Annotated in this window: 29 protein-coding genes and 1 pseudogene; 21 read left to right on the top strand and 9 right to left on the bottom strand. The window is 62.8% G+C overall.

Annotation, left to right across the window (positions count from 1 at the left end; translation table 11 throughout):
• The first annotated feature begins 1 nt into the window (after position 1).
• Positions 2 to 652 (top strand): cob(I)yrinic acid a,c-diamide adenosyltransferase, encoded by a 651-nt coding sequence (cobO, locus tag OIU37_RS04655; RefSeq protein ID WP_264256056.1) that lies wholly within the window; start codon positions 2 to 4, stop codon positions 650 to 652.
• A gap of 5 nt (positions 653 to 657) precedes the next feature.
• Here cobO and OIU37_RS04650 read toward each other — a convergent pair whose 3' ends face one another.
• The 3 genes from OIU37_RS04650 to OIU37_RS04640 form a co-directional block, all read right to left on the bottom strand.
• Positions 658 to 1452, bottom strand: a complete 795-nt coding sequence (locus tag OIU37_RS04650; protein WP_264256055.1) for a helix-turn-helix domain-containing protein — start codon at positions 1450 to 1452, stop codon at positions 658 to 660.
• Positions 1452 to 1817 carry a nuclear transport factor 2 family protein gene (locus OIU37_RS04645; RefSeq protein WP_264256054.1) on the bottom strand — a complete coding sequence of 122 codons (366 nt, stop codon included), beginning with the start codon at positions 1815 to 1817 and terminating at the stop codon, positions 1452 to 1454. The genes OIU37_RS04650 and OIU37_RS04645 overlap by 1 nt, the downstream gene beginning before the upstream one ends.
• 109 nt (positions 1818 to 1926) lie before the next feature.
• Entirely contained in the window at positions 1927 to 2712 is a 786-nt protein-coding gene (locus tag OIU37_RS04640) for a TSUP family transporter (protein WP_264257446.1), read from the bottom strand.
• Between the two features lie 100 nt (positions 2713 to 2812).
• Between OIU37_RS04640 and OIU37_RS04635 the strand changes: the two genes are divergently transcribed.
• The 8 genes from OIU37_RS04635 to OIU37_RS04600 all read left to right on the top strand — a co-directional run bounded on the left by OIU37_RS04635 (position 2813) and on the right by OIU37_RS04600 (position 9449).
• Positions 2813 to 3232, top strand: coding sequence for a cobalamin biosynthesis protein (locus OIU37_RS04635; protein WP_264256052.1), 420 nt, complete (start codon positions 2813 to 2815; stop codon positions 3230 to 3232).
• A 70-nt stretch (positions 3233 to 3302) separates the two neighbouring features.
• The gene (locus OIU37_RS04630; protein WP_264256050.1) at positions 3303 to 4256 is read left to right on the top strand and encodes a nucleoside hydrolase; all 954 of its coding nucleotides are present in this window, start codon (positions 3303 to 3305) and stop codon (positions 4254 to 4256) included.
• A gap of 190 nt (positions 4257 to 4446) precedes the next feature.
• Complete coding sequence (cobA, locus tag OIU37_RS04625; RefSeq protein WP_240603073.1) at positions 4447 to 5286, top strand: uroporphyrinogen-III C-methyltransferase; 840 nt, start codon at positions 4447 to 4449, stop codon at positions 5284 to 5286.
• Positions 5283 to 6590 carry a cobyrinate a,c-diamide synthase gene (locus OIU37_RS04620; protein ID WP_180694883.1) on the top strand — a complete coding sequence of 436 codons (1308 nt, stop codon included), beginning with the start codon at positions 5283 to 5285 and terminating at the stop codon, positions 6588 to 6590. Before cobA ends, OIU37_RS04620 begins: the two co-directional genes overlap by 4 nt.
• Complete coding sequence (gene cobD, locus OIU37_RS04615; protein ID WP_180694884.1) at positions 6587 to 7612, top strand: threonine-phosphate decarboxylase CobD; 1026 nt, start codon at positions 6587 to 6589, stop codon at positions 7610 to 7612. The genes OIU37_RS04620 and cobD overlap by 4 nt, the downstream gene beginning before the upstream one ends.
• Positions 7609 to 8589: an adenosylcobinamide-phosphate synthase CbiB gene (gene cbiB / locus OIU37_RS04610; RefSeq protein ID WP_171602786.1), complete on the top strand. Its 981-nt coding sequence runs from the start codon at positions 7609 to 7611 to the stop codon at positions 8587 to 8589. The genes cobD and cbiB overlap by 4 nt, the downstream gene beginning before the upstream one ends.
• An 80-nt stretch (positions 8590 to 8669) precedes the next feature.
• A complete protein-coding gene (locus tag OIU37_RS04605) occupies positions 8670 to 8870 on the top strand; it encodes a hypothetical protein (RefSeq protein ID WP_171602785.1) in 201 nt (66 codons plus the stop codon).
• Positions 8871 to 9020: 150 nt separating this feature from the next.
• Positions 9021 to 9449, top strand: coding sequence for a L,D-transpeptidase (locus OIU37_RS04600; protein WP_129420337.1), 429 nt, complete (start codon positions 9021 to 9023; stop codon positions 9447 to 9449).
• 113 nt (positions 9450 to 9562) lie between these two features.
• Here the strand turns inward: OIU37_RS04600 and OIU37_RS04595 are convergent, their stop codons facing one another.
• Positions 9563 to 10285 (bottom strand): Crp/Fnr family transcriptional regulator, encoded by a 723-nt coding sequence (locus tag OIU37_RS04595; RefSeq protein ID WP_264256045.1) that lies wholly within the window; start codon positions 10283 to 10285, stop codon positions 9563 to 9565.
• Positions 10286 to 10728: 443 nt separating this feature from the next.
• Here OIU37_RS04595 and OIU37_RS04590 point away from each other — a divergent pair, with 443 nt between their 5' ends.
• From OIU37_RS04590 to OIU37_RS04560, 7 genes are all read left to right on the top strand, one after another.
• Positions 10729 to 11007 carry an acyl carrier protein gene (locus OIU37_RS04590; protein ID WP_003540486.1) on the top strand — a complete coding sequence of 93 codons (279 nt, stop codon included), beginning with the start codon at positions 10729 to 10731 and terminating at the stop codon, positions 11005 to 11007.
• A gap of 204 nt (positions 11008 to 11211) precedes the next feature.
• Positions 11212 to 11694, top strand: coding sequence for a 3-hydroxyacyl-ACP dehydratase FabZ family protein (locus OIU37_RS04585; RefSeq protein WP_171602783.1), 483 nt, complete (start codon positions 11212 to 11214; stop codon positions 11692 to 11694).
• Positions 11691 to 12896, top strand: coding sequence for a beta-ketoacyl-ACP synthase (locus OIU37_RS04580; protein WP_171602782.1), 1206 nt, complete (start codon positions 11691 to 11693; stop codon positions 12894 to 12896). The genes OIU37_RS04585 and OIU37_RS04580 overlap by 4 nt, the downstream gene beginning before the upstream one ends.
• Positions 12897 to 12908: 12 nt before the next feature.
• On the top strand, positions 12909 to 14195 hold the full coding sequence (locus OIU37_RS04575; RefSeq protein WP_171602781.1) for a beta-ketoacyl-ACP synthase: 1287 nt from the start codon (positions 12909 to 12911) through the stop codon (positions 14193 to 14195).
• A 56-nt stretch (positions 14196 to 14251) separates the two neighbouring features.
• Positions 14252 to 15280 (top strand): zinc-binding dehydrogenase, encoded by a 1029-nt coding sequence (locus tag OIU37_RS04570; protein WP_129420340.1) that lies wholly within the window; start codon positions 14252 to 14254, stop codon positions 15278 to 15280.
• 4 nt (positions 15281 to 15284) lie between these two features.
• Entirely contained in the window at positions 15285 to 16220 is a 936-nt protein-coding gene (locus OIU37_RS04565) for a lipid A biosynthesis lauroyl acyltransferase (protein ID WP_171602780.1), read from the top strand.
• 238 nt (positions 16221 to 16458) lie between these two features.
• Positions 16459 to 17175, top strand: a complete 717-nt coding sequence (locus tag OIU37_RS04560; RefSeq protein WP_171602779.1) for a PAS domain-containing protein — start codon at positions 16459 to 16461, stop codon at positions 17173 to 17175.
• A 129-nt stretch (positions 17176 to 17304) separates the two neighbouring features.
• Here OIU37_RS04560 and OIU37_RS04555 read toward each other — a convergent pair whose 3' ends face one another.
• The 3 genes from OIU37_RS04555 to OIU37_RS04545 form a co-directional block, all read right to left on the bottom strand.
• A complete protein-coding gene (locus OIU37_RS04555) occupies positions 17305 to 17664 on the bottom strand; it encodes a VOC family protein (RefSeq protein ID WP_171602778.1) in 360 nt (119 codons plus the stop codon).
• A complete protein-coding gene (locus OIU37_RS04550; protein WP_017988601.1) occupies positions 17665 to 18063 on the bottom strand; it encodes a polyketide cyclase in 399 nt (132 codons plus the stop codon). It abuts the gene before it with no gap.
• Between the two features lie 70 nt (positions 18064 to 18133).
• The gene (locus OIU37_RS04545; protein WP_264256023.1) at positions 18134 to 18925 is read right to left on the bottom strand and encodes a helix-turn-helix domain-containing protein; all 792 of its coding nucleotides are present in this window, start codon (positions 18923 to 18925) and stop codon (positions 18134 to 18136) included.
• A 210-nt stretch (positions 18926 to 19135) separates the two neighbouring features.
• Between OIU37_RS04545 and gndA the strand changes: the two genes are divergently transcribed.
• The 5 genes from gndA (at position 19136) to OIU37_RS04520 (ending at position 23223) form a co-directional block, all read left to right on the top strand.
• Positions 19136 to 20587, top strand: coding sequence for an NADP-dependent phosphogluconate dehydrogenase (gene gndA, locus OIU37_RS04540; RefSeq protein ID WP_017988599.1), 1452 nt, complete (start codon positions 19136 to 19138; stop codon positions 20585 to 20587).
• Between the two features lie 84 nt (positions 20588 to 20671).
• The gene (locus OIU37_RS04535; protein ID WP_264256021.1) at positions 20672 to 21430 is read left to right on the top strand and encodes a carbon-nitrogen hydrolase family protein; all 759 of its coding nucleotides are present in this window, start codon (positions 20672 to 20674) and stop codon (positions 21428 to 21430) included.
• A gap of 12 nt (positions 21431 to 21442) precedes the next feature.
• A complete protein-coding gene (locus OIU37_RS04530) occupies positions 21443 to 21937 on the top strand; it encodes a GNAT family N-acetyltransferase (protein WP_264256019.1) in 495 nt (164 codons plus the stop codon).
• A 54-nt stretch (positions 21938 to 21991) separates the two neighbouring features.
• Entirely contained in the window at positions 21992 to 22501 is a 510-nt protein-coding gene (locus tag OIU37_RS04525; protein ID WP_180694891.1) for a GNAT family N-acetyltransferase, read from the top strand.
• Between the two features lie 104 nt (positions 22502 to 22605).
• Positions 22606 to 23223: a trans-aconitate 2-methyltransferase gene (locus OIU37_RS04520; protein ID WP_264256017.1), complete on the top strand. Its 618-nt coding sequence runs from the start codon at positions 22606 to 22608 to the stop codon at positions 23221 to 23223.
• A 47-nt stretch (positions 23224 to 23270) separates the two neighbouring features.
• Here the strand turns inward: OIU37_RS04520 and OIU37_RS04515 are convergent.
• Together OIU37_RS04515 and OIU37_RS04510 are read right to left on the bottom strand one after the other, a co-directional pair.
• Positions 23271 to 23815, bottom strand: a pseudogene (locus tag OIU37_RS04515) (AAA family ATPase).
• A gap of 15 nt (positions 23816 to 23830) precedes the next feature.
• Positions 23831 to 24907 carry a D-alanine--D-alanine ligase family protein gene (locus tag OIU37_RS04510; protein ID WP_180694894.1) on the bottom strand — a complete coding sequence of 359 codons (1077 nt, stop codon included), beginning with the start codon at positions 24905 to 24907 and terminating at the stop codon, positions 23831 to 23833.
• Positions 24908 to 24910: the final 3 nt, after the last annotated feature.

Genomic DNA, 24910 nt, shown 5'->3' with positions numbered 1-24910 from the left:
AATGAGCGACGAAGCACCAGAGAACGAGATCCCGGGAAACGAAACCGGAAAAGACGACGCGCGCCACGCCGAGAAGATGGCGAAGAAGAAGGCCGCGCGCGACAAGATCATGGCGACCAAGACCGACGGCAAGGGCCTGATCATCGTCCATACCGGCAAAGGCAAAGGCAAGTCGTCTTCCGCCTTCGGCATGATCTTCCGCCACATCGCCCATGGCAAGCCGTCCGCCGTCGTGCAGTTCATCAAGGGCGCAATGTGGACCGGCGAGCGCGATCTGATCGAGAAGCATTTCTCCGATCTCTGCGAGTTCCACACGATGGGCGAGGGTTTCACCTGGGAAACGCAGGACCGCGCCCGCGATGTCGCCGCAGCCTCGGCCGCCTGGGAAAAGGCCAAAGAGCTGATCCGCGACGAGCGCAATTCCATGGTGTTGCTCGACGAGATCAACATCGCGTTGCGCTACGACTATCTCGATATCAACGAAGTAGTTGCCTTTCTTAAGAGCGAGAAGCCCGCCATGACGCATGTCGTGCTGACGGGGCGCAACGCCAAGGAGGAGTTGATCGAGATCGCCGATCTGGTCACCGAAATGGAACTGATCAAACATCCCTTCCGCTCCGGCATCAAAGGTCAGCCGGGCGTCGAGTTCTGAGGCGGTCAGTTGAGCGAGAGGCTGCGCAGGATGGCAGCCGTTTCCTCATCCGCCGGAAAGAAGGATTCGACCGCGAGTTCCGACAAAGTGATGTCGACGGGGGTGCCGAAGACCGTCGTTGTCGAGATCAGCGAAAGCAAGCCGGCCTTGGTCGAAAGCTGAAGGGGAACAGCGATGCCGGCATAGTCGGGATGGACCTCGCCAGCAGTTTTGGGCGCTGGATAGGACAGCAACTCCTTCAAAAGCTTTTCCAGCATTGGATCACCCGAAGCCGAGAATTGTTGGCGCAGCCTGCCGATAAGGTGGGCGCGCCACTCGGAGAGGTTTTTGATATGGGGCGCCAATCCTTGTGGATGCAGGCTGAGGCGCAGTACGTTGACGGGCGGTGTGAGCAGGGACTGGTCGGCAACGGCTGAGAGCAGCGGAGCGATGGCCGCATTGGCTGCGATGAGTGTCCAAAGGCGGTCGACGGCAATTGCCGGGAAGGGCTCGTGCCCTTTCAGCACCATGTCGATGGCGCGACGGGCCGGCTCCAGTGCGGGATCGTCGAGGGCGCGTTCGGCAAAAACAGGAGCGAAACCCGCCGCGAGCAGCAGCGGGTTCCGATCGCGAAGGGGCACGTCGAGCCGTTCGGCAAGATGCAGCAGCATGTCGCGGCTCGGTGTCGAGCGCCCGCTCTCGATGAAGCTCAGATGCCGCTGCGAGATCTCCGCCTCCAGCGCGAGGTCGAGCTGGCTCATGCGGCGGCGCTGGCGCCATTCGCGCAGATGGTCTCCAAGGGAGCGGGCGGTCGGCGTCATCAGGCGGCTTCCGGCAGCAAATCTATGAAACCGCGGACGGATTTCAGCTTGCCGCCTTCGAGCTCGGCGAAATCCGTGCCCTTGATCAGCGCTTCATCATTTTCCGGGCCGAGGCCCCAGGAGAAGCGCAGGTTGTCGCCGTAGCCGTCGGCCGCCCCGATCAGGGCGAAGCGGAAGCCGGGGAAGCGGCTTTGCACGGCCTCGACCAGCGAGTTGATCTGCTCATGGCCCTCGCCGCGCATCAGCGGGTCGATATAGGTCGCGGCTTTGCTCCAGCTCTCGGCGATGAGAGCGCGGCGGCGAGCGGCATCCGTTTCATTCCAGATGGCGAGATAGCGCTCTGCGTTGGTGTTTGCGTCGTTCATCAGGTCATCTCCTTTGATCGCCCGTCAAATCCAGGCAGCCCGATCATGCGGGAAGGCGATGCATCCTATCAATTACGTCAGAGGTAATGGAAGATGGTCGAGGGTTCGGTCAGACGCCGAGCCAGACACGCAGCGGATTTGCCGGGTCGGCGAGCAGCTTCACCGCAAGGGCGACGCAAACGATCACGAGCAGCGGCTTGATGAGCTTTGCGCCGATGCGCATGGCAAGCCGCGAGCCCAGCTGCGCGCCGAGGAACTGGCAGGCACCCATCAACAGGCCGATCTTCCAGAGTATCGCACCGAAGCTCGCGAAGACGATCAGCGCGCCGAAATTCGAGCCGAGATTGAGAAGCTTGGTGTGGGCCGTCGCCTTCAGCACGCCGAAGCCGGCGAGCGTGACGAAGGCCAGCATGAAGAAGGAGCCCGTGCCGGGGCCGAAGACGCCGTCATAGAAGCCAATGACGGGTACCAGCGTCAGGCCGAAGATAAAGGGAGTCACGCTGCGGTGCGTGTCGAGGTCGTTGAGGTTCGGCTTGACGGCGAAGAAGATGGCGATCGCCACCAGGAGCACCGGCATGATGGCCTGTAGCACCTGGCCTGGAACAATAGTGGCGAGTGCCGCGCCGAGCGCCCCGCCCATGATGGCCGTCAGCGCCATCGGCAATTGTTCAGCAAGCTGCATATGACCCTTTCGGGCGTAGGCGATCGTGGCCGAGGCGGCGCCGAAGAGGGACTGCACCTTGTTGGTGCCGAGGGTCTGGATGGGCGGAATGCCGGCGATCAGCATGACGGGAACGGTGATGAGGCCGCCGCCGCCGGCAATAGAATCGACGAAACCGGCAAAGAAAGCCGCTGCGCAGAGCAGCAGAAGCAGATGAAAGGCGATATCGGGCAAGGTGGTATTCCGGGGAGGGATTTCGGACGGCCTTGTTGCATTTGCCGTCCCAAGCTGCAATGGCTGCAACGACATGGGCAGGGCGTATTTGACGGTTTCCATGAGCGATATCTCTTTCGATACGGCGAGGCTCCACGTGCTCGGCCTCGGCTGCGAGCGCGGGACGTCGCCTGCAGAGGTAGTGGCGCTTGCGATCGAGGCGCTCGATGTAGCCGGTATCGGCGCGGCGGAACTCGCAGCCATTGCCTCGATCGACAGCCGAAGACTGGAGCCGGCGATCCTTGCTGTTGCCGCGCATTTTTCCGTGCCTGCCGTGTTCTTCGACGCGCCGCGGCTTGAAGAGGAGACGCCGCGGCTCGCGAATCCCTCTGCGATCGTCTTTGCCCGTGTCGGCTGCCATGGGGTCGCCGAGGCCGCCGCGCTGGCGGCTGCGGGGCCGGATGCCGAGCTTGCTGTCGCCAAGATCAAATCTGCACATGCGACGGCGGCAGTTGCCCGCAGCGGGTTGCAGAAAGCCTAGTGGACGTTATGGTGGCGGCAATTCGCGGCGCCGTCCGGCAGCTTCGCGGTTCACATTCAGAGGATATCTCATGCATAAAGTCATCTATGACACCGACCCTGGCGTCGACGACGCCATGGCGCTTCTCTTCCTGCACCGTCATCCCGAAATCGACCTTCTCGGCATCACCACCGTCTTCGGCAATGCCTCGGTGGAGACGACGACGCGCAATGCGCTCTTCCTGAAGCGCGAATGGGATATTCCGGCACCCGTTGCCAAGGGCGCCAGCGTCACCATCGATGCCGCGCGCGCGGAGCGGCCATGGCCGGCCATGGTGCATGGCGATAATGGCCTCGGCGATATCGACGTGCCCGAGACGATCGACCTGCCGCTCGATCCGCGCCCGGCGCATCGCTTCATCATCGATACGGTGCGCGCCCATCCGGGCGAGGTACGCCTTGTCGCCGTCGGCCGGATGACCAATCTGGCGCTGGCGCTGAAGGAGGACCCCGAGATTGCGACGCTGGTCAAGGACATCGTCATCATGGGCGGCAATTTCTATGTGCCGGGCAACGTTTCGCCGGTCGCCGAGGCCAATATCCACGGCGATCCCGAGGCTGCCGACATCATCATGACCGCGCCGTGGAAGGTGGCCGTCATCGGCCTCGACGTCACCGCAATCACCACGATGAGCCGCAGCTATCTCGGCGAAATGGCAGCGAGGGGTGACAAGGCGGTCAAGCAGCTCGACGCACTCTCGCAGTCCTACATCGATTTCTACAAGCATGCGGTCGAAGACGGCATGATGGTGCATGACAGCTGCGCTTGTGTCTATGCCGTGGCGCCGGAGCTGTTCTCGTCGATATCGGGTGCGGTGCGTGTTGTCTGCGGCGGCATCGCCGATGGCCAGACGATCGTCAAGCGGGACGGCCGGCATTTTCCGCCTGATGGAGAATGGGACGGCCTGCCAAGCCAGATCGTCTGCACCGGCATCGATTCGGAGAAGGTCATCGACCTCATCCGCAACACGCTGCTTGCCGCCTGACGGACTGGAAGGCCGGCCGCGCCGCGGCTAGCCTTTGTGATGATATTATAATGTATTCATATTGTTGGGTGGGTTTGTTGCGAAATCGAATCCGCCTTTTCACAAAGTGAGTCATAGCAATCTCAGCAACTTCCAGTGAGGTGACGGGCGCGGCGTTGACCTTACCCTTTGCGGGGCCTAGATCAGCAACATGATCGATGCCGCATTCTCCCATCTTCCGGTGCTTGAGCCGGGCAGCGTCTGGCTGGTCGGCGCCGGTCCCGGCGATCCCGGGCTTTTGACGCTGCTCGCCGCCAAGGGGCTTTTCGAGGCCGACGTCATCGTCCACGATGCGCTGGTCAATGAGGAATGCCTGGCGCTGGCGCGGCCGGAAACGCTGGTGGAATATGCCGGCAAACGCGGCGGCAAGCCTTCAGCGAAACAGCGCGACATTTCGCTGCGGCTGGTGGAGTTGGCGCGCGCCGGCAAGCGAGTGCTGCGGCTGAAGGGCGGCGATCCTTTCGTTTTCGGCCGCGGCGGCGAGGAGGCGTTGACGCTGGTCGAGCACAATATCCCCTTCCGCATCGTGCCAGGCATCACCGCCGGCATCGGCGGGCTCGCCTATGCCGGCATCCCGGTAACGCATCGCGACATCAACCATGCCGTGACCTTCCTCACCGGCCATGATTCTTCCGGCATCGTGCCCGACAGGATCAACTGGGAGGCGATCGGCCGAGGTTCGCCCGTCATCGTCATGTACATGGCGATGAAGCATATCGCCGAGATCAGCGCCCGCCTGATCGCCGCAGGCCGGCTGCCATCCGAGCCCGTCGCCTTCGTCTGCAATGCCGCGACCGGCCGGCAGCAGGTGCTGGAGACGACGCTCGGAGAGGCGACCGAGGCTGTTGCCGCTTCAGGGCTCGAACCGCCGGCCGTAGTCGTCGTCGGCGAGGTGGTGCGGCTCCGGGCTTCACTCGATTGGCTCGGTGCACTGGCTGGGCGGCGCTTACTGCCCGATCCGTTCCGGCGGTCAGGCAAGGTGCGGGCATGAGCGGCCTCCTGATCGCAGCCCCTTCCTCCGGCGCCGGCAAGACGACGGTGACGCTCGGGCTGCTCAGGGCGCTTCGCCGGCGCGGTATTGCGGTCGCGCCCGGCAAGGCCGGCCCTGACTATATCGACCCTGCCTTCCATGCGGCGGCAAGCGGCGCGCCCTGCCTGAATTTCGACCCTTGGGCGATGCGCCCCGAGCTGATCTCGGCCAACTCAGCTCTTCACCGCTCAGGCGACCGCATTCTTGTCATCGAGGCGATGATGGGGCTTTTCGACGGCGCGGCTGACGGAAAGGGCACGGCCGCCGATCTTGCCGCCCAGCTTGGCCTTTCCGTGGTGCTCGTCGTCGATGCCTCGCGAATGTCGCAGTCGGTGGCGCCGCTGGTTGCCGGTTTTGCCGGTTTTCGCGCCGATGTCCGCGTTGCCGGCGTCATCCTTAACAAGGTCGGCAGCGACCGGCACGAGGCGATGCTGCGCCAGGCCCTTGAAGCTATCCGTATGCCCGTCATCGCCGTCATCGGCACCGACAAGGCGCTTTCCCTGCCGGAGCGCCATCTCGGTCTCGTCCAAGCCGGTGAACATGCGACCCTTGAAAGCTTCATCGATCACGCGGCGGATGCCGTCTCCGAGGAATGCAATTTCGAATTCCTGCTGCGCATCGCCAGGCAGGGGCTCAACCGGCCATCGGCCGCCAATATCGACCGGCTGATGCCGCTGGGCGCCCGTATCGCGGTGGCACGCGATGTCGCCTTTGCCTTTTCCTACGAGCATATGCTGCTCGGCTGGCGTCGCCGGGGTGCTGCGATCTCCTTCTTCTCGCCGCTTGCCGACGAGGCGCCGGCTGGCGATGCCGATGCGATCTATCTGCCCGGCGGTTATCCCGAGCTGCATGCCGGGCGGCTCGCAGAGGCGCAGAATTTCCGCGCCGGCATGCTTGACGCGGCGGCGCGCGACATCAGGATCTACGGCGAGTGCGGCGGCTACATGGTGCTTGGCGACGGGCTGATCGACGCGGAAGGGCGCCGCCACGAAATGCTCGGCCTGCTGCCCGTCGTCACCAGCTATGCCAAGCGGAAACGTCATCTGGGCTATCGCCGCGTCATGCCGCTCGACGGCGCCTTCTTCGCGCGGACGATGACGGCGCATGAATTCCACTATTCCACCGTCGTCTCCGAGGGTGAGGGGAAGCGACTGTTCGCAACGCAGGATGCACTCGGGACCGATCTGGGTGCTGCCGGGCTCCGGCGCGACCAGGTGGCGGGCTCCTACATGCATCTGATCGATCTGGCCGGAGCTGCCGCATGAGCGCACCGATCGCCCATGGCGGCGGCATCACCGCCGCTGCCGCCATCTTCGGCGGCAGGCTGGACGACTGGCTCGATCTTTCCACAGGCATCAATCCGTGCCCCGTCGCTCTGCCTGACATTCCGGCAAGGGCCTGGCATCGCCTGCCGGACCGGCATCTCGTCGATGAGGCAAGGCGCGCGGCGCGTGATCATTATGGCAGCGGTGAGATCCTGCCGCTCCCCGTGCCCGGCACGCAATCGGTGATCCAGCTTCTGCCGCGCCTCATCGAGGCGGGCAGGGGAACCACGACGGACAAGAGGGTTGCCGTGGCCGTGGTGTCGCCGACCTATGGGGAATATGCTCAGGCTTTCACCTCGGCCGGTTTTGCCGTCGATGCGGTCGGCGATGTCGCCGCGGTCCGCGCCGAGCATCTGCTGGCCGTCGTTGTCAATCCGAACAATCCAGACGGCAGGGCCTCGCCGGCCGAAACGCTGATTGCCCTCCACGACAGAATGAAAGCGGCAGGCGGGCTTCTCGTCGTTGATGAGGCTTTCGGAGATACCGATCCGGCGCTGAGCCTCGCAGCTCGCGTGCAAGAACTTTCCAACCTGATCATCTTCCGCTCCTTCGGCAAGTTTTTCGGGCTTGCCGGCCTGCGGCTCGGTTTTGCGATTGCGCGGGATGATATTCTCGCGCGTTTCGAAGACTGGCTCGGCCCCTGGGCGGTCTCCGGCCCGGCTCTTTCGATTGCAGGTTCGCTGCTGCGCTCGGACGTTGCTCCGATCCGCAGCCGCATCAATGAGCGTTGCGCCGGTCTGCATGCAGTGCTGAAGGGCGCGGGATTGCGGATGGCGGGAGGGACGGCGCTGTTTACCCTTGTCGCCGATGCGAGAGCCGGCGACATTTACACGCATCTCTGCCGCCATCATATTCTCGTCCGCAAGTTCGATTATGCGCCGGAGTGGCTGCGTTTCGGGCTGACGCCCGATGTGGCGGCGGACAGGCGGCTTAGCCAAGCCCTTCAGAGATTTGAGCAATGACGATCGACGAAAACCTTCTCGTGCTGCTTCTGGCGCTCCTGCTCGACCGGATCGTCGGCGATCCGCAATGGCTGTGGTCGCGGGTGCCGCATCCCGTCGCCATCTTCGGCGCGGCGATCTCCTATGCCGACCAGCAGCTCAATCCATCAAGCCTGACGGGTTCGCAACGCCGGATGAACGGCGTCGCCGCTATCCTGGCGCTGCTTCTTCTGGCAGGGGCCGCAGGGTTCGTGTTCGACCGGTTCTTCGCGCTGTTCGGCCTTGCCGGCATTCTGCTGGAAACGGGGCTGGTGGCGATCTTCCTGGCGCAAAAAAGTCTTGCCGATCATGTCGCAGCCGTTGCCGTCGCCTTACGCGACGAGGGGCTTGCCGGTGGGCGATCCGCGGTCTCACGCGTCGTCGGGCGCGATCCCGAGACTTTGGACGAACCGGCCGTGTGTCGCGCGGCGATCGAAAGCCTTGCCGAGAATTTCTCCGATGGCGTGGTGGCGCCGGCGCTCTGCTATGCCGTCTTCGGCCTGCCGGGACTGCTCGTCTACAAGATGCTGAACACAGCCGATTCGATGATCGGCCACAGGTCGGAAAAATACATCGATTTCGGCTGGGCGGCGGCCCGGCTCGACGATATCGCCAACTGGCCGGCTGCCCGCCTCTCGATCCTGCTGATCGCCGCCGGCGCCTGGATCAGGCGCGGCACCAGTGCCAGCCGAGAAGCGGTTCGGGTGGCGATGCGCGATGGCGGCCTGCACCGCTCGCCGAATTCCGGCCGTCCGGAAGCGGCAATGGCCGGTGCGCTCAATGTCCAGCTCGCCGGCCCCCGGGTCTATGGCGGCGTCCTCGTGGCAGAGCCGATGATCAACAATCCCGGGCGCGATATGGCCACTGCGGCCGACATCGAGGACGGCGTTTCGGTGTTCTATGCCAGCTGCATGGTGCTTACGGGCATCATCTTCGGGCTGTTCTTGTGTTTTCTCTAGGGTACCCCACGCCCGGTGGACATGGCCGCCGCAAAGGTTTATTCGAACCGCCTCATATCTTATCAGACGGAAACAGAGCGATGACAGTTCAGGTTGAATTACCGTGCCCGAAGTGCAAGAGCACCAAGATGAAGTTCGAGCGCCCGGAGATCCAGGAGACCGACATCATCACCTGCGCTGCCTGCGGCCATAATCTCGGTACGATGGCCTCGATCCGCGAGAAGATGAACAAGGCCTATCAGCGGCTGAATCAGCCTTCGGCGGCGCGCAAGCTGCAGTAAGCGGGCGCTGCGTTCTTACGGTGCATCGTGTCCGGCCTGCCCCGTTAAAATTGTGATTACCATTCGGATTAAAGCAATCTAATAAGTATTGCCGTAGTCTCTCTTTCGTGAGGGCGCAATTAAGCTGCGCGAGTTCGAAGAGGGGTTATGATGAAGACGATTTTGGCGGCTGCGGCCGCAAGTTTATTGCTGCAGTTTTCTCCTGTTGCCGCTCAGGCAGCAACGCTGGTCGCCAATATCAGCATCGGCAAGCAGACGATGACTGTTTCCGAGAACGGCTTCGTCAAGTATCGGTGGAAGGTTTCGACCGCGCGCAACGGCTATGTCACGCCGACCGGTTCGTGGCGCGCCAAGTGGCTGTCGCGCGATCACCGCTCCAGGAAATACGACAATGCGCCGATGCCCTACGCCGTATTCTTCAACGGCGGTTATGCCGTTCACGCCACTTTCGACCTGAAGCGCCTGGGTCGGCCGGCTTCGCATGGCTGTGTTCGGCTGCATCCCGACAATGCCGCCCAGTTCTTCTCGCTGACGCGGCAGGCCGGCCTTGCCAATACCCGCGTGGTCATTACGCGCTAACCCAACGGGTTATGCGCCGCGCTGATCTCGGATCAGCAAATCGACAGCTGATCCCCCTTTTATGCGCTGATCTCAGATCAGCGCCTGACCCGAAATCGGCAGCTGATCCCAGTTTACGCGCTGATCATCCGCTCCAGCTCATCCATGTCGGGAACGATGATATGTCGGAAGTTCTCGATGCGAATGACGCCGCTCTTGCGCAGCCTAGTCATCTGGCGGCTGACGGTTTCGATCGTCAGCCCGAGGAAGTCGGCGATCTCGGCGCGGGATAGCGGCAGGTCGAAGGCGGTGCTCGTGGCCGTTTGCGGTTCGGCGTGGGTGGCGATGAGGTGGAGCAGGCTTGCGACCTTCTCCTCGGCGGTGCGCCGGCCGAGCGTCAGCATCCATTCGCGCGCGGCATCCAGCTCCGTCAGCGCCTGATCGTGCAGGCTGCGCTGCAGTTCCGGCGTCTCCGATATCATGCGGTCGAGCAGGTTGCGCGGGAAGACGCAGATTTCGGAATCGGTCGCAGCCTCGGCCGACAGCGTGCTTTCGCGCACGAAGGGCCTGCCGACGAAATCGGGGGAGAATTGCAGGCCGACGATCTGCTGGCGCCCGTCCGGCATCACCTTGCTGAGTTTCACCACCCCGCGCATGATGTTCGAATAGAAAGAGCTTTCCGAGCCTTGAGCGATGATCTCGCTGCCGGCATCGACCTTGCGGCGCAGCGAGTGGCGGCCGAGTTCCCGGAGCTGGCTGCTCGACAGCGCGCCGCAGACGACGCCGTGCCGCGCCTGGCAGGAACGGCAGGCGACGAGAGTGCCGGCGTCGGAAACCTCACTGCGTGCGACGTCCATGTCCTGATCCCTTCGAAATCCGCGTGTGCCGGTATGGCTGCGCATGCCGGGCGTGCTGGGCATACCCTAGACGATTACGCCGCGATTGCGGGTTCGGCTATCCCGATTTCTTCCAGCGCGGCTTGATGATTATCAATTTCGCCGGGATCGCGATTTGATCCAGATCAAAGTTTCCGTGCCCTGGCTGTTGTTGTTGGAGGCGCCTGCGCCGAGAAGAGGCCGTCCGCGGGCTTGATTCGGACGGCTTCTTCGCCCCGCCGGCGGGGCGAACTTTCTGCTGCGGCATCGCCTCGTGCCCTGGGTGACGGCAAAGGCCGGCATTCCATTGCTGTTTAGGCAACACCCAGCCGGCAAATTGCCGCAACGCCGGGACGAAAGCATTGGCTTTTGAAATGGATTTGCCTATGAGGGGGTTTAAATCGTCATTTCATGAGGTACAGCGCGTGACCGCTACATTCGATAAAGTTGCCGACATTATTGCAGAAACCAGCGAGATCGACCGCGCGACGATCACGCCGGAGAGCCATACGATCGACGACCTCGGTATCGACAGCCTCGATTTCCTCGACATCGTCTTTGCGATCGACAAGGAATTCGGCATCAAGATCCCGCTCGAAAAGTGGACGCAGGAAGTCAACGAAGGCAAGGTTTCCACCGAAGAATATTTCGTGCTGAAGAACCTCTGCGCCAAGATCGACGAGCTCAAAGCAGCCAAGGCCTGAGCGATATAACAGTCTTTTTTGAACGCCCTGCCGCCGTGAATATGGCGGCCGGGCGGTTTCGTTCCTAACTAGTGCATGCCGCCCAAAAGTGCGCAGCGGTTTTGGGACAACGGCATGCATAAAAACAAAGACCTAAAGTGCGAACCAGACGCGCTTTAGGCGTCACCGGCGGGCGGATCTGGCCTGTCGGGCCGGAGGATCCGAATGCTGCTGGAATATTTCCAGATGATTGACCGCGTCGAAGCGGTGGACCTGAAGAAGGGCACGCTTAAGGCGCGATCCGTCGTGCCGGCCAAGAGCCCCGTCTTCGAGGGTCATTTTCCCGGAATGCCGCTGGTTCCCGGCGTGCTCCTGATCGAGACCATGGCCCAGGCCTCCGGCATGCTGGTGCTTGCCGTCACCAATTTTGCCGCCATGCCCTTCCTGATGGCGGTCGACGGCGCCAAGATGCGCACCTTCGTCGAGCCGGAAGCCGTGCTCGACATCGAGGCGGTGCTGGAGCATGACGGTTCGGGTTTTGCGGTCACCAAGGCTAAAATCACCAGCGGCGGCAAGAAGGTCTGCGATGCGCAGCTGAAACTGCGCACCATGCCGTTTTCCGAGGTGCCGCTCGGCGATATCGTGAAGAAACGTGCCGGCGAGATCGGGCTTCTCGAAGCGATCGCGGCGCAGGGAGTGATTGGATGAGCAAGGCTGCAAACGACGTCGTTATCTCGGGCATCGGCATCGTCACCTGTCAGGGCGTCGGCAAGGACGCGCATATCGCGCTGCTTTCGGCCGCGAGCAGCCCGAAGGCGATCGTCGAGACCGAGAAGTTCAAGCCCTATCCGGTGCATCCGCTGCCCGAGATCGACTGGTCGCAGCAGATTGCCAAGCGCGGCGATCAGCGCCAGATGGAGAATTGGCAGCGCATCGGTGTCTTTGCCGCCGGCCTTGCGCTCGACGATGCCGGCTTCAAGGATGATATCGAAGCCTGCGGCACGATGGACATGATCGTGGCAGCCGGGGGCGGCGAGCGCGACATCAATGTCGACACACTGATCGTCGACGAGGCGCTGAAGCGCAATGACCGCGAGTTGCTGCTCAACGAGAAGCTGACGACCGAGTTGAGGCCGACACTGTTCCTCGCCCAGCTTTCCAACCTGCTCGCCGGTAATATCTCGATCGTGCACAAGGTCACCGGTTCCTCGCGCACCTTCATGGGCGAGGAAGCGGCCGGCATATCCGCCGTCGAAACCGCCTTCTACCGCATCAAATCAGGCGAATCCTCGCATGCGCTTGTTGGAGGCGCCTTCGCGGCTGAACGGCCGGATATGATCCTGCTCACCGAAGCGATCGGCGCTCATGCGCGCGGCGACTGGGTGCCGCTCTGGTCGCGCAAGCCGAGCGACGGCGGCGGCATGATCACCGGTTCGGCAGGCGCCTTCCTGGTGCTCGAATCGCGCAGACACGCCGAAGCCCGCGGCGCCCATATCTATGCCGTCATCGACGCGGTCGAGGGCGACCGCGGCAACCGCAATTCCGGCAATCTCGAAGTCCGGCTGGAGCGGCTCTTGGCGCCGGCTGCCGGGCTTGCCGCTGAGAGCACGGCGATCTTTTCCGGATCGACCGGCATGCACGATCTTGCCGCTCGCGAGCGGGCGGTGCTCGAGCATCAATTGCCCGACGTTGCGATCCGCGGCTTCGGCGGCGTCACCGGCCATACGATCGAGACGCAGTTCACCCTGGGTCTGGCGCTTGCAGCCCTTGCCGTCGACGGCAGGGCCAAGGTTCCGCCCTTCGACGCCGCCCATGAGGCGCCGATGCGGGCAGGGGCCACGGCCGCCGTCGTGACCACGGTCGGACACCAGCGCGGCGAGGGCGTTGCCGTTCTTTCCGCAGACGCGTGAGGAGTGAGAGATATGACAGCTTCCGCTTATAGAGATCACCTCGGCCGTCCGATCGTGGCTGTTACCGGCATGGGCATCATCACCTCGCTCGGCCAAGGCCTCAGCGACAACTGGGCAGCGCTTTCGTCAGGCACGTCGGGCATCCACGAGATCAACCGCTTCCCGACCGAAGGCCTATCGACGCGGATCGCCGGCACCGTCGATTTTATCGGCATTCCGGCGCCGAACGCTGTCGAGCGCTCCTATGCCTTCGCCCGCGAGACGACGATCGAGGCGCTTGCCGATGCCGGCCTTTCCGGCGATTTCAACGGCCCGCTGTTTCTCGCTGCCCCGCCGATCGAACCGGAATGGAGCGCGCGTTTCGAGCTTGCCGACCGTTCGCCGGCTTCCGACCATCCAGGGGATGCCTATGAGCGCTTCCTGACGGCGCTGCGCCAGCGTCCGGATCCTGCCTTCCATGAGGCCGCCCTGTTCGGCGCGATTTCCGAGCGCCTTGCCGACCGGTTCGGCACCCGAGGCCTTCCCGTCACGCTGTCGACGGCCTGCGCCTCCGGCGTCACGGCGATCCAGCTCGGCATTGAGGCGATCCGCCAAGGCCGTACGGATCGCGCGCTGACGGTCGCAACCGACGGATCGCTGAGTGCCGAAGCGCTGATCCGCTTCTCGTTGCTGTCAGCCCTTTCGACACAGAACGATCCGCCGACCAAGGCTTCCAAGCCGTTCAGCAAGGATCGCGACGGCTTCGTCATCGCCGAAGGTGCAGCGACCCTGGTGCTGGAATCGCTGGAATCAGCGGTTGCCCGCGGCGCCAAGGTGCTGGGCATCATGAAGGGCGCCGGCGACAAGGCCGACAGCTTCCACCGTACCCGGTCGTCGCCCGACGGCGGCCCGGCAATTGCGACGATCCGCGCGGCCCTTGCCGATGCCGGCATCGACGAGAGCGGTATCGGCTACATCAATGCGCATGGCACCTCGACGCCTGAGAACGACAAGATGGAGTATGGCGCGATGTCGGCTGTGTTCGGTGATCGGCTCGTCGGCATTCCGGTGTCGTCCAACAAGTCGATGATCGGCCATACGCTGACGGCGGCGGGCGCCGTCGAGGCGGTGTTCTCGCTGCAGACGATGTTGACCGGAACGCTGCCGCCGACCATCAACTACAATAACCCCGATCCGTCGATCGTTCTCGATGTCGTGCCGAACAAGAAGCGGGAAGCTCAGGTTTCAGCCGTGCTTTCCAACTCCTTCGGCTTCGGCGGGCAGAATGCCAGCCTTGTCATGGCGCTCGAACCGGCTTAAGCGGTTCGCGACAATTTCAAAACAAGAAGACCGTCTTGAAGGCGAGGGATTTTGCCATGCGCGCTTTGCAACTGATCGATGACCGCAAGCTTGAGATCACCGACCTGCCGGAACCGGACGCTCCTGGTGCCGGCGAGGTGACGCTGCGCGTCAAGGCGGTGGCGCTCAACCATATCGACGTCTGGGGCTGGCGCGGCATGGCATTCGCCAAGCGCAAGATGCCGCTGGTCATCGGTGCGGAAGCTTCTGGAGTCGTCGAGGCGATCGGCCCGGGCGTCGCCAACGTGCTGCCGGGCCAGCTCGTCTCCATCTACGGCGCGCGTACCTGCGGCCTTTGCCGCCCTTGCCGCGAAGGCCGCGACAATCTCTGCGAACATGTCTCGGGCGTGCACGGCTTCCATCTCGACGGCTTTGCGCAGGAGAAGGTCAACCTGCCGGCGCGCCTGCTGGTGCCGGCTCCTCCCGGCGTCGATGCGATCGGCGCGGCGCTTGCTCCCGTCACCTTCGGCACGGTCGAGCACATGCTGTTCGACAATGCCAAGCTTGAGCCGGGCGAGACGATCCTCGTCCATGCCGGCGGCTCCGGCATCGGCACGGCGGCGATCCAGCTTGCCAAGAAGATCGGCTGCACCGTCATCACCACGGTCGGTTCGGACGACAAGATCGAAAAGGCCAAGGCGCTTGGCGCCGATCACGTGATCAACTACCGCACCGACCGTTTCGAAGGCGTGGTGCGCAAGCTCACCAAGAAGAAGGGCGTCGACGTCGTCTTCGAACATGTCGGCAAGGACACCTGGGCAGGCTCGATGCTCTGCATGAAGCGCGGCGGGCGCCTCGTCACCTGCGGCTCGACCTCGGGTGTTTCCACAGAGATGAACCTGATGATGCTGTTCCAGCAGCAGCTGAAGCTCTTCGGCTCCTTCGGCTGCCGCATGGAGAACATGGCGGATGCGATGCAGAAGATGGGTCGCGGGCTCGTCCATCCCGTCATCGATACGGAGGTCAGCTTCAGCGATATCGACCGGGCGCTGGAGCGGATGGAATCGCGCCAGATCTTCGGCAAGATCATCCTGAAGATGGATTGACCGCGTGAAGCTCTTCATCACCCGGATCGTTCTGGCGCTGAGGAATTTCCAGCAATGGCTGGTGGCTCAGGTGATGTTCGGCTTCCTGAATTTCCTGAAGCTGTTTCCGGCCGATGGCGCCATCCGTTTTGCCGACAGGACGATGCGCCGCCTCGGCCGGCTGACCAGCCGCCACAGATTGATGCTGACCAATCTCCGCAACGCCTTCCCTGAGAAGAGCGAGGCCGAGATCGAGGAGATCGCGCTTGGCAGCTGGGGCAATATGGGCCGGCTTGCGGCTGAATACGTCTTCCTCGATCAGCTGTTCGACTATGATCCCGAAAAGTCGGAGCCGGGCAGGGTAGAGGTGTCGGGCGTCCCGATCTTCCTCGACCTGCGTGACAATCCGCGCCCCTTCATCGTCTTTACCGGCCATACCGCCAATTTCGAGCTGCTGCCGGTGGCGGGTGCCGCCTTCGGGCTCAACGTCACCGTGCTCTTTCGGCCGCCGAATAATCCTTATGTCGCCAAGAAGGTGTTCGACTTCCGGAGCGCCCGCATGGGCAAGCTGGTGCCGTCGCATGCCGGCTCCTCCTTCGCGCTTGCCCGTCAGCTGGAAGCGGGCCAGGGCGTGGGCGTGCTGGTCGACCAGAAATTCCGTAAGGGGCTGAAGGGCACCTTCTTTGGTCGCGACGTCAAGACCAATCCGCTGCTGCCGAAGCTGGTGCGACAGTTCGACTGCGAAGTCTATCCGGCCCGCTGCATCCGACTGCCCGGAAATCGCTACCGGCTGGAAATCGAGCCGCGGCTAGACATGCCCCGCGACGCCAAGGGCAATCTCGACCTGCCGGCCGCCGCCCAGCTGCTCAACGACAAGGTGGAAAGCTGGGTGCGGGAATACCCGGAGCAATGGCTCTGGTATCATGATCGCTGGCAGATCAAGCAGACGCTCGTGCCTTAGTTGGAGCATGCTGTCGCCCGAAAACCGCTCACACTTTTCGGCATCATACTCTAAAAAAGGTCCACCCCCATTTATCAGCGGTGAAAAGCGGCAGCTGCTCTCGGATTGAAACTGAGGGCACTTCATGTTACCCGTCACCACCAAGACGCGAATAGTGTCTACCGGAAGGCGCATTTTTTGGAAATGCAGCATGTGAGGTTTCGGACTCGTCTCTTGGGCAATGGGAGTGGGAGGCGTCTTGCTGGAGCTTTTTCGAGCTTTTTCTTTGCGTTGCGTGCAAATCGAGGAAGCCATACGCCTGGGCGACGACCAGCGCGTCACGGCGCTCGACCGTCATGTCGAGCCGCTGGTCGAGGCAATCCTCGCCTGCCGGGCTGCCAATCTGCTCGAAGTCTACATGCAATTGCAGTTTGTGAGCCACCTGATCAGCCAGGATGCCGACGACAGCGCCAGCGTCACGGAGCACACGTCGGTGCTTTCCTACCTGCTCGACCGCTATTTCGGGGCGCATGGGCCGGACTGGCGCGTGCCTTCGCCGCAGGATGTGCGCATCGAGCCGCCGCCAGCCTATGTGCCGGATACCGACAATGGCCAATTCCTCAACGCGGTGATCCTCGAAAGCCTGCCGGACCGCGTGGCGGTGCTGACAAGGGACTATCGCTACCTCTATTCCAATCCAGCCAACAGCGCCCATCTCAACAGAAAGCCGATGGAACTCATCGGCCGCCACCTTTCCGAATTCATCGGCGAGGAGCGGTTTGCCGAATGCGCCAAGCATAAGCTCGACGCCTGTTTTGCCGGCGACCAGATCGACTATACCTATGAGCGCTCGGCCGGCAGCGGCGGATCGCGGCAGGTGCGCTGTCGCATGTCGCCGCTGCGCGATGCGGGCGGCACGGTGATCGGCGCCCTGCTCGTCATGGAAGATCTCGATCGGCTGTCGCAGGCCGCCTGAGCAATCCGGCTGCCTTGGGTAGTCTGGCTGGAGCGGTTTAGCTTTTCATGGAAACGCAGAACCGCTCTAATTTTTTGTTTTTACGCAATTCCGTACGGAAAACCGCTTCACACTTTTCCTGGAAGTGCTCTAAGCGGTCGCCCAGACGGCGAGCTCGTAACCGTCGCGGTCGAGGAAGTGGAAGCGACGGCCGCCGGGAAAATCGGTGATCGGCCGGCAGATCGTGCCGCCGGCTCTTTCGACTGAGGTCAGCACTTCTTCCAGATCACTGGCATAGACGACGACCAGCGGGCCGCCCGGCCGCACCGGTCCGAAATCGGTAAAGCCGCCCTTCAGCCGGCCATCGTCGAATTCGCAATAATTGGGGCCGTAATCGGTGAAGCGCCAGCCGAAGGCCGAGCCGTAAAAGGCTTTGGCGGCAGCGATGTCGGCGACGTTGAATTCGACATAGTCGATGCGGCGGTCGTTGTTTTCTGTCTTCTCGGCCATCTATCTCTCCATCAGGGCTTTCAGCATGGCGAGATCCTTCTCGACATGGGCGGCATCGGCGGAAAACTGCGCGTCGGTCATGCCGGGCAGACGCAGCAGCGTGAACATGACCTCGCAGCCATCGCCGTTCGGAACGATGCGCAGGGCATTATAGACCCTGAGGCCGGATTCGATCGTCACCGTATGGTCGATCACGCCGAATTCATTGGCAGGCACGAAGCTCACCCTGATTTTTCCGAGAGCGCCATCGGCGACCCAGTCGGCACCATCAGGATCGAGACCGGTCGCAAGGCCGGAGGCCCAGAGCGGCATGTTCTCCGGCTTTCCGGCGAATTCATAGACGTCGCGCCAATCGCGCTCGATCGACCGGTGGATGATTTTCGCGGGCATTGTCGTCATGGCTTGCAGGTCCCTGTCATTTGGTTTCGTCAGAATAACAAACCTGCCGGCAGCGTCTTGAACAAAACGGTCAGTCGGCTCTTTTCCGCATGCCGAGCTGGTCGAAAATGACAGCGGGCGTCAGCGTCGAAAGCTCGCCGACCTCCCGTGTCATGTGGGGCTGGTCGGCAAAGCCAGCTTCTAGCGCAAGGCGGGCAAGCGGCATCGTGCCCGATTTGCGGCAGAGGTCGAGGAAACGCTGGAACCGACGGATCCGTTCCAGCGTCTTTGCGCCATAGCCGAAATGATGGTGGCAGCGGCGGCGCAGCTGCCTTTCGCTCATGCCGAGCCGGTCGAGCAGGCTGGAAGCCGGGCGACCGCTGTCGGCGGCGGCGAAAATCATGGCGGCGTCGCGGGCAGGCTCCTCCGCATCGCGCGCGATCTCTTCGAGCAGTCGGCCAAACAGCGCCCTCGCGGCTGAGGGGTCGGGACAATCCGCAAGCCGCGCTTCGAACTCGGCGGTGTCCTTCCGGCCGATGTCGGCAAGGGGTACCGAGCAGCCGACCAGTGCCGAGAGCGGCGTCTTCAGCCAGGGTGCCGCGACGCCGGGCGCAAAACGTGCGCCGATGACAGTCGCGCCCGGCCGGATGACGGGAAAGGCCGCCGTCCTGTCGGGGCCGGCGACGACCAGCCGGCCGTCGATCCAGAGGAGATCGCAATAGCCATCCGGCACGATCGCCACCATTGCCGCCGGTCTGTCATGGAGCGCATGCGACCAGAGCCGGCTGAAATGGCGTCGCAGCGTCGGCGGCGGCGCATATTCGCGGTAGCGGCCGGCGCGGGCCGCCAGGAGAGCCGTGTCTTTCCGTTTTTCCGATGCCAATGCGATATCTCCCGAGGCACTGATGATAACATGAGATAGGGCATTACGGGCAGGACACGCGAAAAACTTGCGGCTTCGGATTAAGCGGCAGCCGGTGGGTTGTCGGACAAGCGGGGATATTGCAAGCCTCATTTCATTGGCTTTTGCGAACCGATTAGACCCTTGCGAGACTTGCCGTTTGACCGAGACAGTGCCACAACACCGGTCCAAATGACACATCGGAGGTTTGTCGTGGAAAAGGCAGAAATCGGACTGATCGGCCTTGCGGTAATGGGCTCCAACCTGGCGCTCAACATCGCGGAGAAAGGCAATAAAATCGCGGTCTTCAACCGCACGCCGGAGAAAACCGACGAATTCTACGAAAGCGCCGGCGATCTGAAGAAGCAGATCATTCCCTGCAAGACCATCGAAGAATTCGTCGATGCAATCCGGCCGCCGCGTCCGATCATCATCATGATCAAGGCGGGCGAGCCCGTCGACCAGCAGATGGAGCTGCTGCGCCCGCATCTCTCCAAGGGCGACATCATGATCGATGCCGGCAACGCCAATTTCCGCGACACCGTCGCCCGCTTCGATCGGCTGAAGAATACCGAGCTGACCTTCATCGGCATGGGTGTTTCCGGCGGCGAAGAAGGTGCGCGCCACGGCCCGTCGATCATGGTCGGCGGCACCGAAGAGTCCTGGAAGCGCGTCGAGAAGGTGCTGACCTCGATTGCCGCCCGCTACAATGACGAGCCCTGCGTCGCCTGGCTCGGCAATGACGGCGCCGGCCATTTCGTCAAGACCATCCATAACGGCATCGAATATGCCGACATGCAGATGATCGCCGAAATCTACGGCATCCTGCGCGACGGCCTCGGCAAGAGTGCCTCCGAAATCTCCGGCATCTTCGGCGAATGGAACAAGGGCCGGCTGAACTCCTACCTGATCGAAATCTCCGAGAAGGTGCTTGCCGCCACCGATCCGGTTTCCGGCGGGCCGATGGTCGACATGATCCTCGACAAGGCCGGCCAGAAGGGTACCGGCAAGTGGTCGGCGATCGAGGCGCAGAACATGGGCATTCCGGCAACGGCGATCGAAGCCGCCGTCGCCGCCCGCAGCCTCTCTTCGATGAAGTCGCAGCGTGAGGCCGCCGAGAAGATCTTCGGAACGCAGGCCGTGTCCTTCCCGATCGCTTACGGCCCCGAGCTCAACAAGGATCTGGAGCTGGCGCTTTTCGCTGCCAAGATCGGCGCCTATGCGCAGGGCTTCGCGGTGATGGCGGAAGCATCGCGCGAGTTCAACTGGTCGCTGCCGATGCCGACGATTGCCAGGATCTGGCGCGCCGGCTGCATCATCCGCTCGCAGTTCCTCGACGAGATCACCTCGGCCTTCACCAAGGCGCCTGATGCTGCAAACCTGATCGTCACGCCGGCTTTCTCCGACATGGTCAAGGAATCGATCCCGGCGCTGCGCCGTGTCGTCGGTGCCGCGATTGCCGCCGGCCTGCCGGTGCCGGCGCTGACCTCGGCGCTCACCTATTTCGACGCCTATCGCCAGGGCAGGGGAACGGCAAACCTCATCCAGGCGCAGCGCGATTTCTTCGGCGCCCACGGCTTCGACCGCCTTGATGGTAAGGATTTCCACCACGGCCCCTGGGGCAGCGGTGCCTCGACCTTTTGAGGTTCAGCCCGATTTTCAAGGAGAGGCCCGGCCACTGCGCCGGGCCTTTCGCTGAAGGGCCGAGGCTAAAACCCGGAGGTCACGGTGAATAGCATTCGGATAGCCGCAGCTCAGACGCCGGAGTTTCGGGGGAATGTCGAGGCGGCACTGGATTATGCCTGCGGGATGGCTGCTCGTGCCGAGGCTGAGGGTGTTGCCCTGCTGGTCTTTCCCGAAGGTTTTCTGCAAGGCTACCTGACCGATGAAGCATCGGCGCGGCGGGTTGCCCTGGATCTCGCGTCGTCCGAGTTCGCGGCGATCCTGGATCGGTTGCCGAAGTCGGGACCGGTGCTGGTCATGGGGCTGATCGAGATCGATGACGGGCGATTGTTCAACACCGCTGTTGTCATCGATCGCGGCATTCTCCTCGGCCGTTACAGGAAGGCCCACCTGTTGGGCGGCGAACGGGCTTTCGAGGCTGGAAAGGAGAGCCCGCTCTTTACGATCGGTGCCCTGCGCTTCGGGATCAACATCTGCTACGACACCAATTTTCCGGAGGCAGCCGCAAAGGTCGCCGCGTCTGGTGCATCGCTGATCTTATGCCTGTCCAACAACATGATGCCACGGGAGAAGGCGGAAATATTCAAGCCTCTGCATAATGCCGTTCGCGGTCAAAGATGCCGCGAGACAGGCCTGTGGCTGATATCATCCGACGTGACAGGCGAGCGCGACGGACGCATCGCCTGGGGACCGACGGCCGTGCTGAACCGGCAAGGGCAGGTCGTGGCGCAGCTGCCGCTGGAGGAACCCGGCTTGCTGCTCTTCGATTTTCCCTGCATAGCACCTGTGAACTATGGCGGTTGAGGATTGATAGAGATGCTTATCCGAGGCGAGACGCCTGATGATATCGATGCGATCCATGATCTCACCTCGACCGCCTTCAAGCCGATGCCCTACAGCGACGGTACGGAAGCGGAGATTGTCCGAGGACTTCGCGCGGCGGGCGATCTCAAGATATCGCTGGTGGCCGAGCAGGACGGCGAGATTGTCGGGCATGTGGCGTTTTCGCCGGTGACGATCGACGGTGCGCATGACGGCTGGTTCGGGCTGGGGCCGATATCGGTCAAGCCGGAGAGGCAGCGGCAGGGCATCGGCAAGGCACTGATCGCCAGGGGTCTGGACCTGCTGAAAGAGCGCGGCGCGAGCGGCTGTGCACTGATTGGCAATCCCGAGATCTATAGCCGTGTCGGTTTCAGCAGTGATGGACAACTGAAGTATCTCGACCTCGATACACGGCTCGTGCAGAGAATTGTTTTTCGCGGATCGCCGCCAAGCGGGACGTTGCAATTCGCCCCGGCATTTGAAAGCTAATATTTCGTTCAACGGCCGAAACTCCAAACCCAAGCTGACAGAGAAGGTGACGACATGTCCGAAGCGGGCGCGATGACCATTCGAACCGAGCGTCTTAAGCTCCGCATGCCGGAGATCGACGATTTCGCCGCCTATGCTGAGATCATGGCGTCGCCGCGATCCGTCGGAATGGGCGGCCCGTTCGATCTGCGCGCGGCATGGGGGATGTTCTGTCACGACGTGGCTCTCTGGCAGCTTTTCGGGCATGGAGCACTGACGATCGAGCTTGGCGAAACCGGCGAATGCGTCGGTCAGGTGGGGATCAATCACGGGCCGCTCTTTCCTGAGAAGGAACTGGGCTGGTTCGTCTATGAGGAATATGAGGGCAAGGGCTACGCCACCGAAGCGGCCCTGGCGCTGCGCGACTGGGCCTTCGCAACACTCAAGCTGCCATCGCTCGTCAGCTATATCGCTCCCGGCAATGCTGCATCCGTTGCCGTTGCAGAACGGCTGGGCGCGCGCCTCGATCCTGCGGCACCCCGAGATGACCCCAAGGATCTGGTCTACCGTCACTTCGCTTCCTGAACGAAGAACATTGTGCTGGGCGCACTGTGACTGGTTGCAGACGTCTCGGTCCCTACATGTTGATCAGTTGGGCAATCGGGCTCTGCAAGAGATGGGGATATCGGATGACAGGGGAGAAGCGGGAACACTGGGACGAGGTCTACCGCACGAAATCTGCCGACAGCGTCAGCTGGTATCAGCCGAGGCCTGGGCCTTCCTTGCGGGCGCTTGACGAGCTGCAACTGCCGGCCACGGCCTCGCTGATCGATGTGGGCGGCGGCGCATCGAACCTTGTCGACTGTCTTGTCGAGCGCGGGTGGTCCGATCTCACCGTCCTCGACATCGCCGCGCCGGCGCTTGAGGTCGCCAAGGCGCGGCTGCGTGATGATGCCGCTCGCATCGCCTGGGTGGTTGCCGACGTCACTTCATGGCAACCCGACCGCCATTACGATGTGTGGCACGACCGCGCCGTCTTTCACTTTCTCACCGAGCCCGAGCAGCGGCTGGCCTATCGCCGCGCGCTCGAAACTGGCACGGCGCCGGGCAGCGTCGTGATCATCGCGACCTTTGCGCCGGACGGGCCGGAACGGTGCAGCGGCCTGCCGGTCCAGCGTTACGACGCGGTGGCGCTTGCGACCGAATTCTCGTGCACCTTCGCGCTTCAGCGTGACTGGCGGGAGGAACACACGACACCCGGCGGCGGCCGGCAGTCGTTCCAGTGGTGTGTTTTTCGCAGGCGCTGAGCCTCTTTTGAAAAGGCGGCCGAGAGACAGAACCCTGACGATCTCGTCTACTGCTGCCTCGTTTCCCGAGAGAGGCAGTCAAGGATGAAATCCGCCCGGTCGGCGACCGCGATTTTCGGCAGAATGACGACGTCATAGCCAAGCGTCGGATAGACGGCGGCAAGGCGATCATATTCGGCGACGGCGTCGTCGAAGCCATGGAGCTGCTCGGGGTCGGTCGTGTAGATTTCGGGCCATGGCTGCGTGAGAAAAATCCTCGGGTGATAGCGGTGGGCGGCGCCCAATTTTTCCAGGACCGGTTCTCCGGTCAGGTGTTGCAGCGCTGCCGTCGCATCGATCAGCCCGCGATCGAAAACGTCCAGCCGGTCCGCTCACGCGCCGCCGTGTAGTCGGCCATCGCCATCTCGATTGCGCGGCGGGCAAAGGCCGCCATGTCGACCCAGGGCAGGGCTGCGCCGTTGCCTTCGAGTTCCTGTTTGACGATCTGTCGGCCGGGCTCTTCGACGACGGCATGACCGTGGGCGGCAAGTTCTGCAAGCAGTGTCGATTTTCCACCGCCGGAACATCCCGACATCAAGACCGACCTGTTCATGATCGAGCTCCCGTCTCAGGTGGCCCGTCGGGCGCGCGCCAGGCCGTGGTCCACTAGGCGGTCGATGATTTCGGCGTAGGTGACGCCGCTTGCCGCCATCGCCTTGGAATACATGCTGATATCGGTAAAGCCAGGGATGGTGTTGATTTCATTGACGAGGAACCGCATGTCATTCGTCAGGAAGAAGTCGATGCGGGCCATGCCGTCGCAGCCGACGGCTCTGAAGGCTTTTGCGGCCACGTCGCGCATGGCGGTTTCGATCTCCTGCGGCAATTCGGCCGGCACTTTCAGCGCCGCACCTTTCTCGTCGATATATTTGGCATCGTAGCTATAGAAGCCGTGGCTCTCGGCCGGCACGATCTCGCCCGGCCGGGAGACGAAGAGTTCTCCTGCCGCATCCTCCAGCACGCTGAATTCGATCTCACGGCCGCGCACGAATTCCTCGGCGAGCAGCGTGCGATCGTGGCGGAAGGCCTCAGTAAGGGCGGGCGCGAATTCCTGGCTGGCATGGACCTTGGCGACGCCGACCGACGATCCCTGCCGCGCCGGCTTAATGAAGAGCGGCAGGCCGAGCTCACCTTCGAGGGCTGCCAGCGAAGGCGCGGCACCCTGATGAATCGTTACCGCGCGCGCCACCGGCAGGTCCGCTGCCCTCAGCAGGCGTTTGGCGATGTCCTTGTCGAGCGCTGCGGCGGAACCGAGGATGCCGCAACCGGCGAGTGGAACGCGGGCCACCTCCGCCGTGCCCTGTACTGATCCGTCCTCGCCATGCGGGCCGTGCAGCACGGGAAACAGGATGTCGATCCGCGCCAGCTCATAGGGTGCGCCATGAGTTGGGATCGCCAGGACGCGGCCGCGCCCACCCGGCACCAGGCAGATTTCCGTGCCCGATGAAGGTGTCGCCAGCACGCCATCCTCAAAACTGCTTAGCAGCCATTGTCCGTCGCGGGTGATGAAGACAGGGACGGCGTCGTATTTCTCGGGCTTGAGCGCGCCCATGACATTGGTTGCCGAGAGCATGGAAACCTCATGCTCGGCCGAGCGGCCGCCGAAGAGCACGACAATGCGCAGCCTGTTTGGGGAAGGGGTCATGAA

The sequence above is a fragment of the Rhizobium sp. BT-226 genome, from assembly GCF_025847085.2.
Taxonomy (GTDB): domain Bacteria; phylum Pseudomonadota; class Alphaproteobacteria; order Rhizobiales; family Rhizobiaceae; genus Rhizobium; species Rhizobium sophorae.
This window is presented reverse-complemented; position numbering and strand designations above follow the sequence as displayed.

Coding starts and splice junctions, on each gene's coding strand:
- cobO (WP_264256056.1), top strand. CDS start 2: ATGAGCGACGAAGCACCAGAGAACGAGATCCCGGGAAACGAAACCGGA.
- OIU37_RS04650 (WP_264256055.1), bottom strand. CDS start 1,452: ATGACGCCGACCGCCCGCTCCCTTGGAGACCATCTGCGCGAATGGCGC.
- OIU37_RS04645 (WP_264256054.1), bottom strand. CDS start 1,817: ATGAACGACGCAAACACCAACGCAGAGCGCTATCTCGCCATCTGGAAT.
- OIU37_RS04635 (WP_264256052.1), top strand. CDS start 2,813: ATGAGCGATATCTCTTTCGATACGGCGAGGCTCCACGTGCTCGGCCTC.
- OIU37_RS04630 (WP_264256050.1), top strand. CDS start 3,303: ATGCATAAAGTCATCTATGACACCGACCCTGGCGTCGACGACGCCATG.
- cobA (WP_240603073.1), top strand. CDS start 4,447: ATGATCGATGCCGCATTCTCCCATCTTCCGGTGCTTGAGCCGGGCAGC.
- OIU37_RS04620 (WP_180694883.1), top strand. CDS start 5,283: ATGAGCGGCCTCCTGATCGCAGCCCCTTCCTCCGGCGCCGGCAAGACG.
- cobD (WP_180694884.1), top strand. CDS start 6,587: ATGAGCGCACCGATCGCCCATGGCGGCGGCATCACCGCCGCTGCCGCC.
- cbiB (WP_171602786.1), top strand. CDS start 7,609: ATGACGATCGACGAAAACCTTCTCGTGCTGCTTCTGGCGCTCCTGCTC.
- OIU37_RS04605 (WP_171602785.1), top strand. CDS start 8,670: ATGACAGTTCAGGTTGAATTACCGTGCCCGAAGTGCAAGAGCACCAAG.
- OIU37_RS04600 (WP_129420337.1), top strand. CDS start 9,021: ATGAAGACGATTTTGGCGGCTGCGGCCGCAAGTTTATTGCTGCAGTTT.
- OIU37_RS04595 (WP_264256045.1), bottom strand. CDS start 10,285: ATGGACGTCGCACGCAGTGAGGTTTCCGACGCCGGCACTCTCGTCGCC.
- OIU37_RS04585 (WP_171602783.1), top strand. CDS start 11,212: ATGCTGCTGGAATATTTCCAGATGATTGACCGCGTCGAAGCGGTGGAC.
- OIU37_RS04580 (WP_171602782.1), top strand. CDS start 11,691: ATGAGCAAGGCTGCAAACGACGTCGTTATCTCGGGCATCGGCATCGTC.
- OIU37_RS04575 (WP_171602781.1), top strand. CDS start 12,909: ATGACAGCTTCCGCTTATAGAGATCACCTCGGCCGTCCGATCGTGGCT.
- OIU37_RS04570 (WP_129420340.1), top strand. CDS start 14,252: ATGCGCGCTTTGCAACTGATCGATGACCGCAAGCTTGAGATCACCGAC.
- OIU37_RS04555 (WP_171602778.1), bottom strand. CDS start 17,664: ATGGCCGAGAAGACAGAAAACAACGACCGCCGCATCGACTATGTCGAA.
- OIU37_RS04550 (WP_017988601.1), bottom strand. CDS start 18,063: ATGACGACAATGCCCGCGAAAATCATCCACCGGTCGATCGAGCGCGAT.
- gndA (WP_017988599.1), top strand. CDS start 19,136: ATGACACATCGGAGGTTTGTCGTGGAAAAGGCAGAAATCGGACTGATC.
- OIU37_RS04530 (WP_264256019.1), top strand. CDS start 21,443: ATGCTTATCCGAGGCGAGACGCCTGATGATATCGATGCGATCCATGAT.
- OIU37_RS04525 (WP_180694891.1), top strand. CDS start 21,992: ATGTCCGAAGCGGGCGCGATGACCATTCGAACCGAGCGTCTTAAGCTC.
- OIU37_RS04520 (WP_264256017.1), top strand. CDS start 22,606: ATGACAGGGGAGAAGCGGGAACACTGGGACGAGGTCTACCGCACGAAA.
- OIU37_RS04510 (WP_180694894.1), bottom strand. CDS start 24,907: ATGACCCCTTCCCCAAACAGGCTGCGCATTGTCGTGCTCTTCGGCGGC.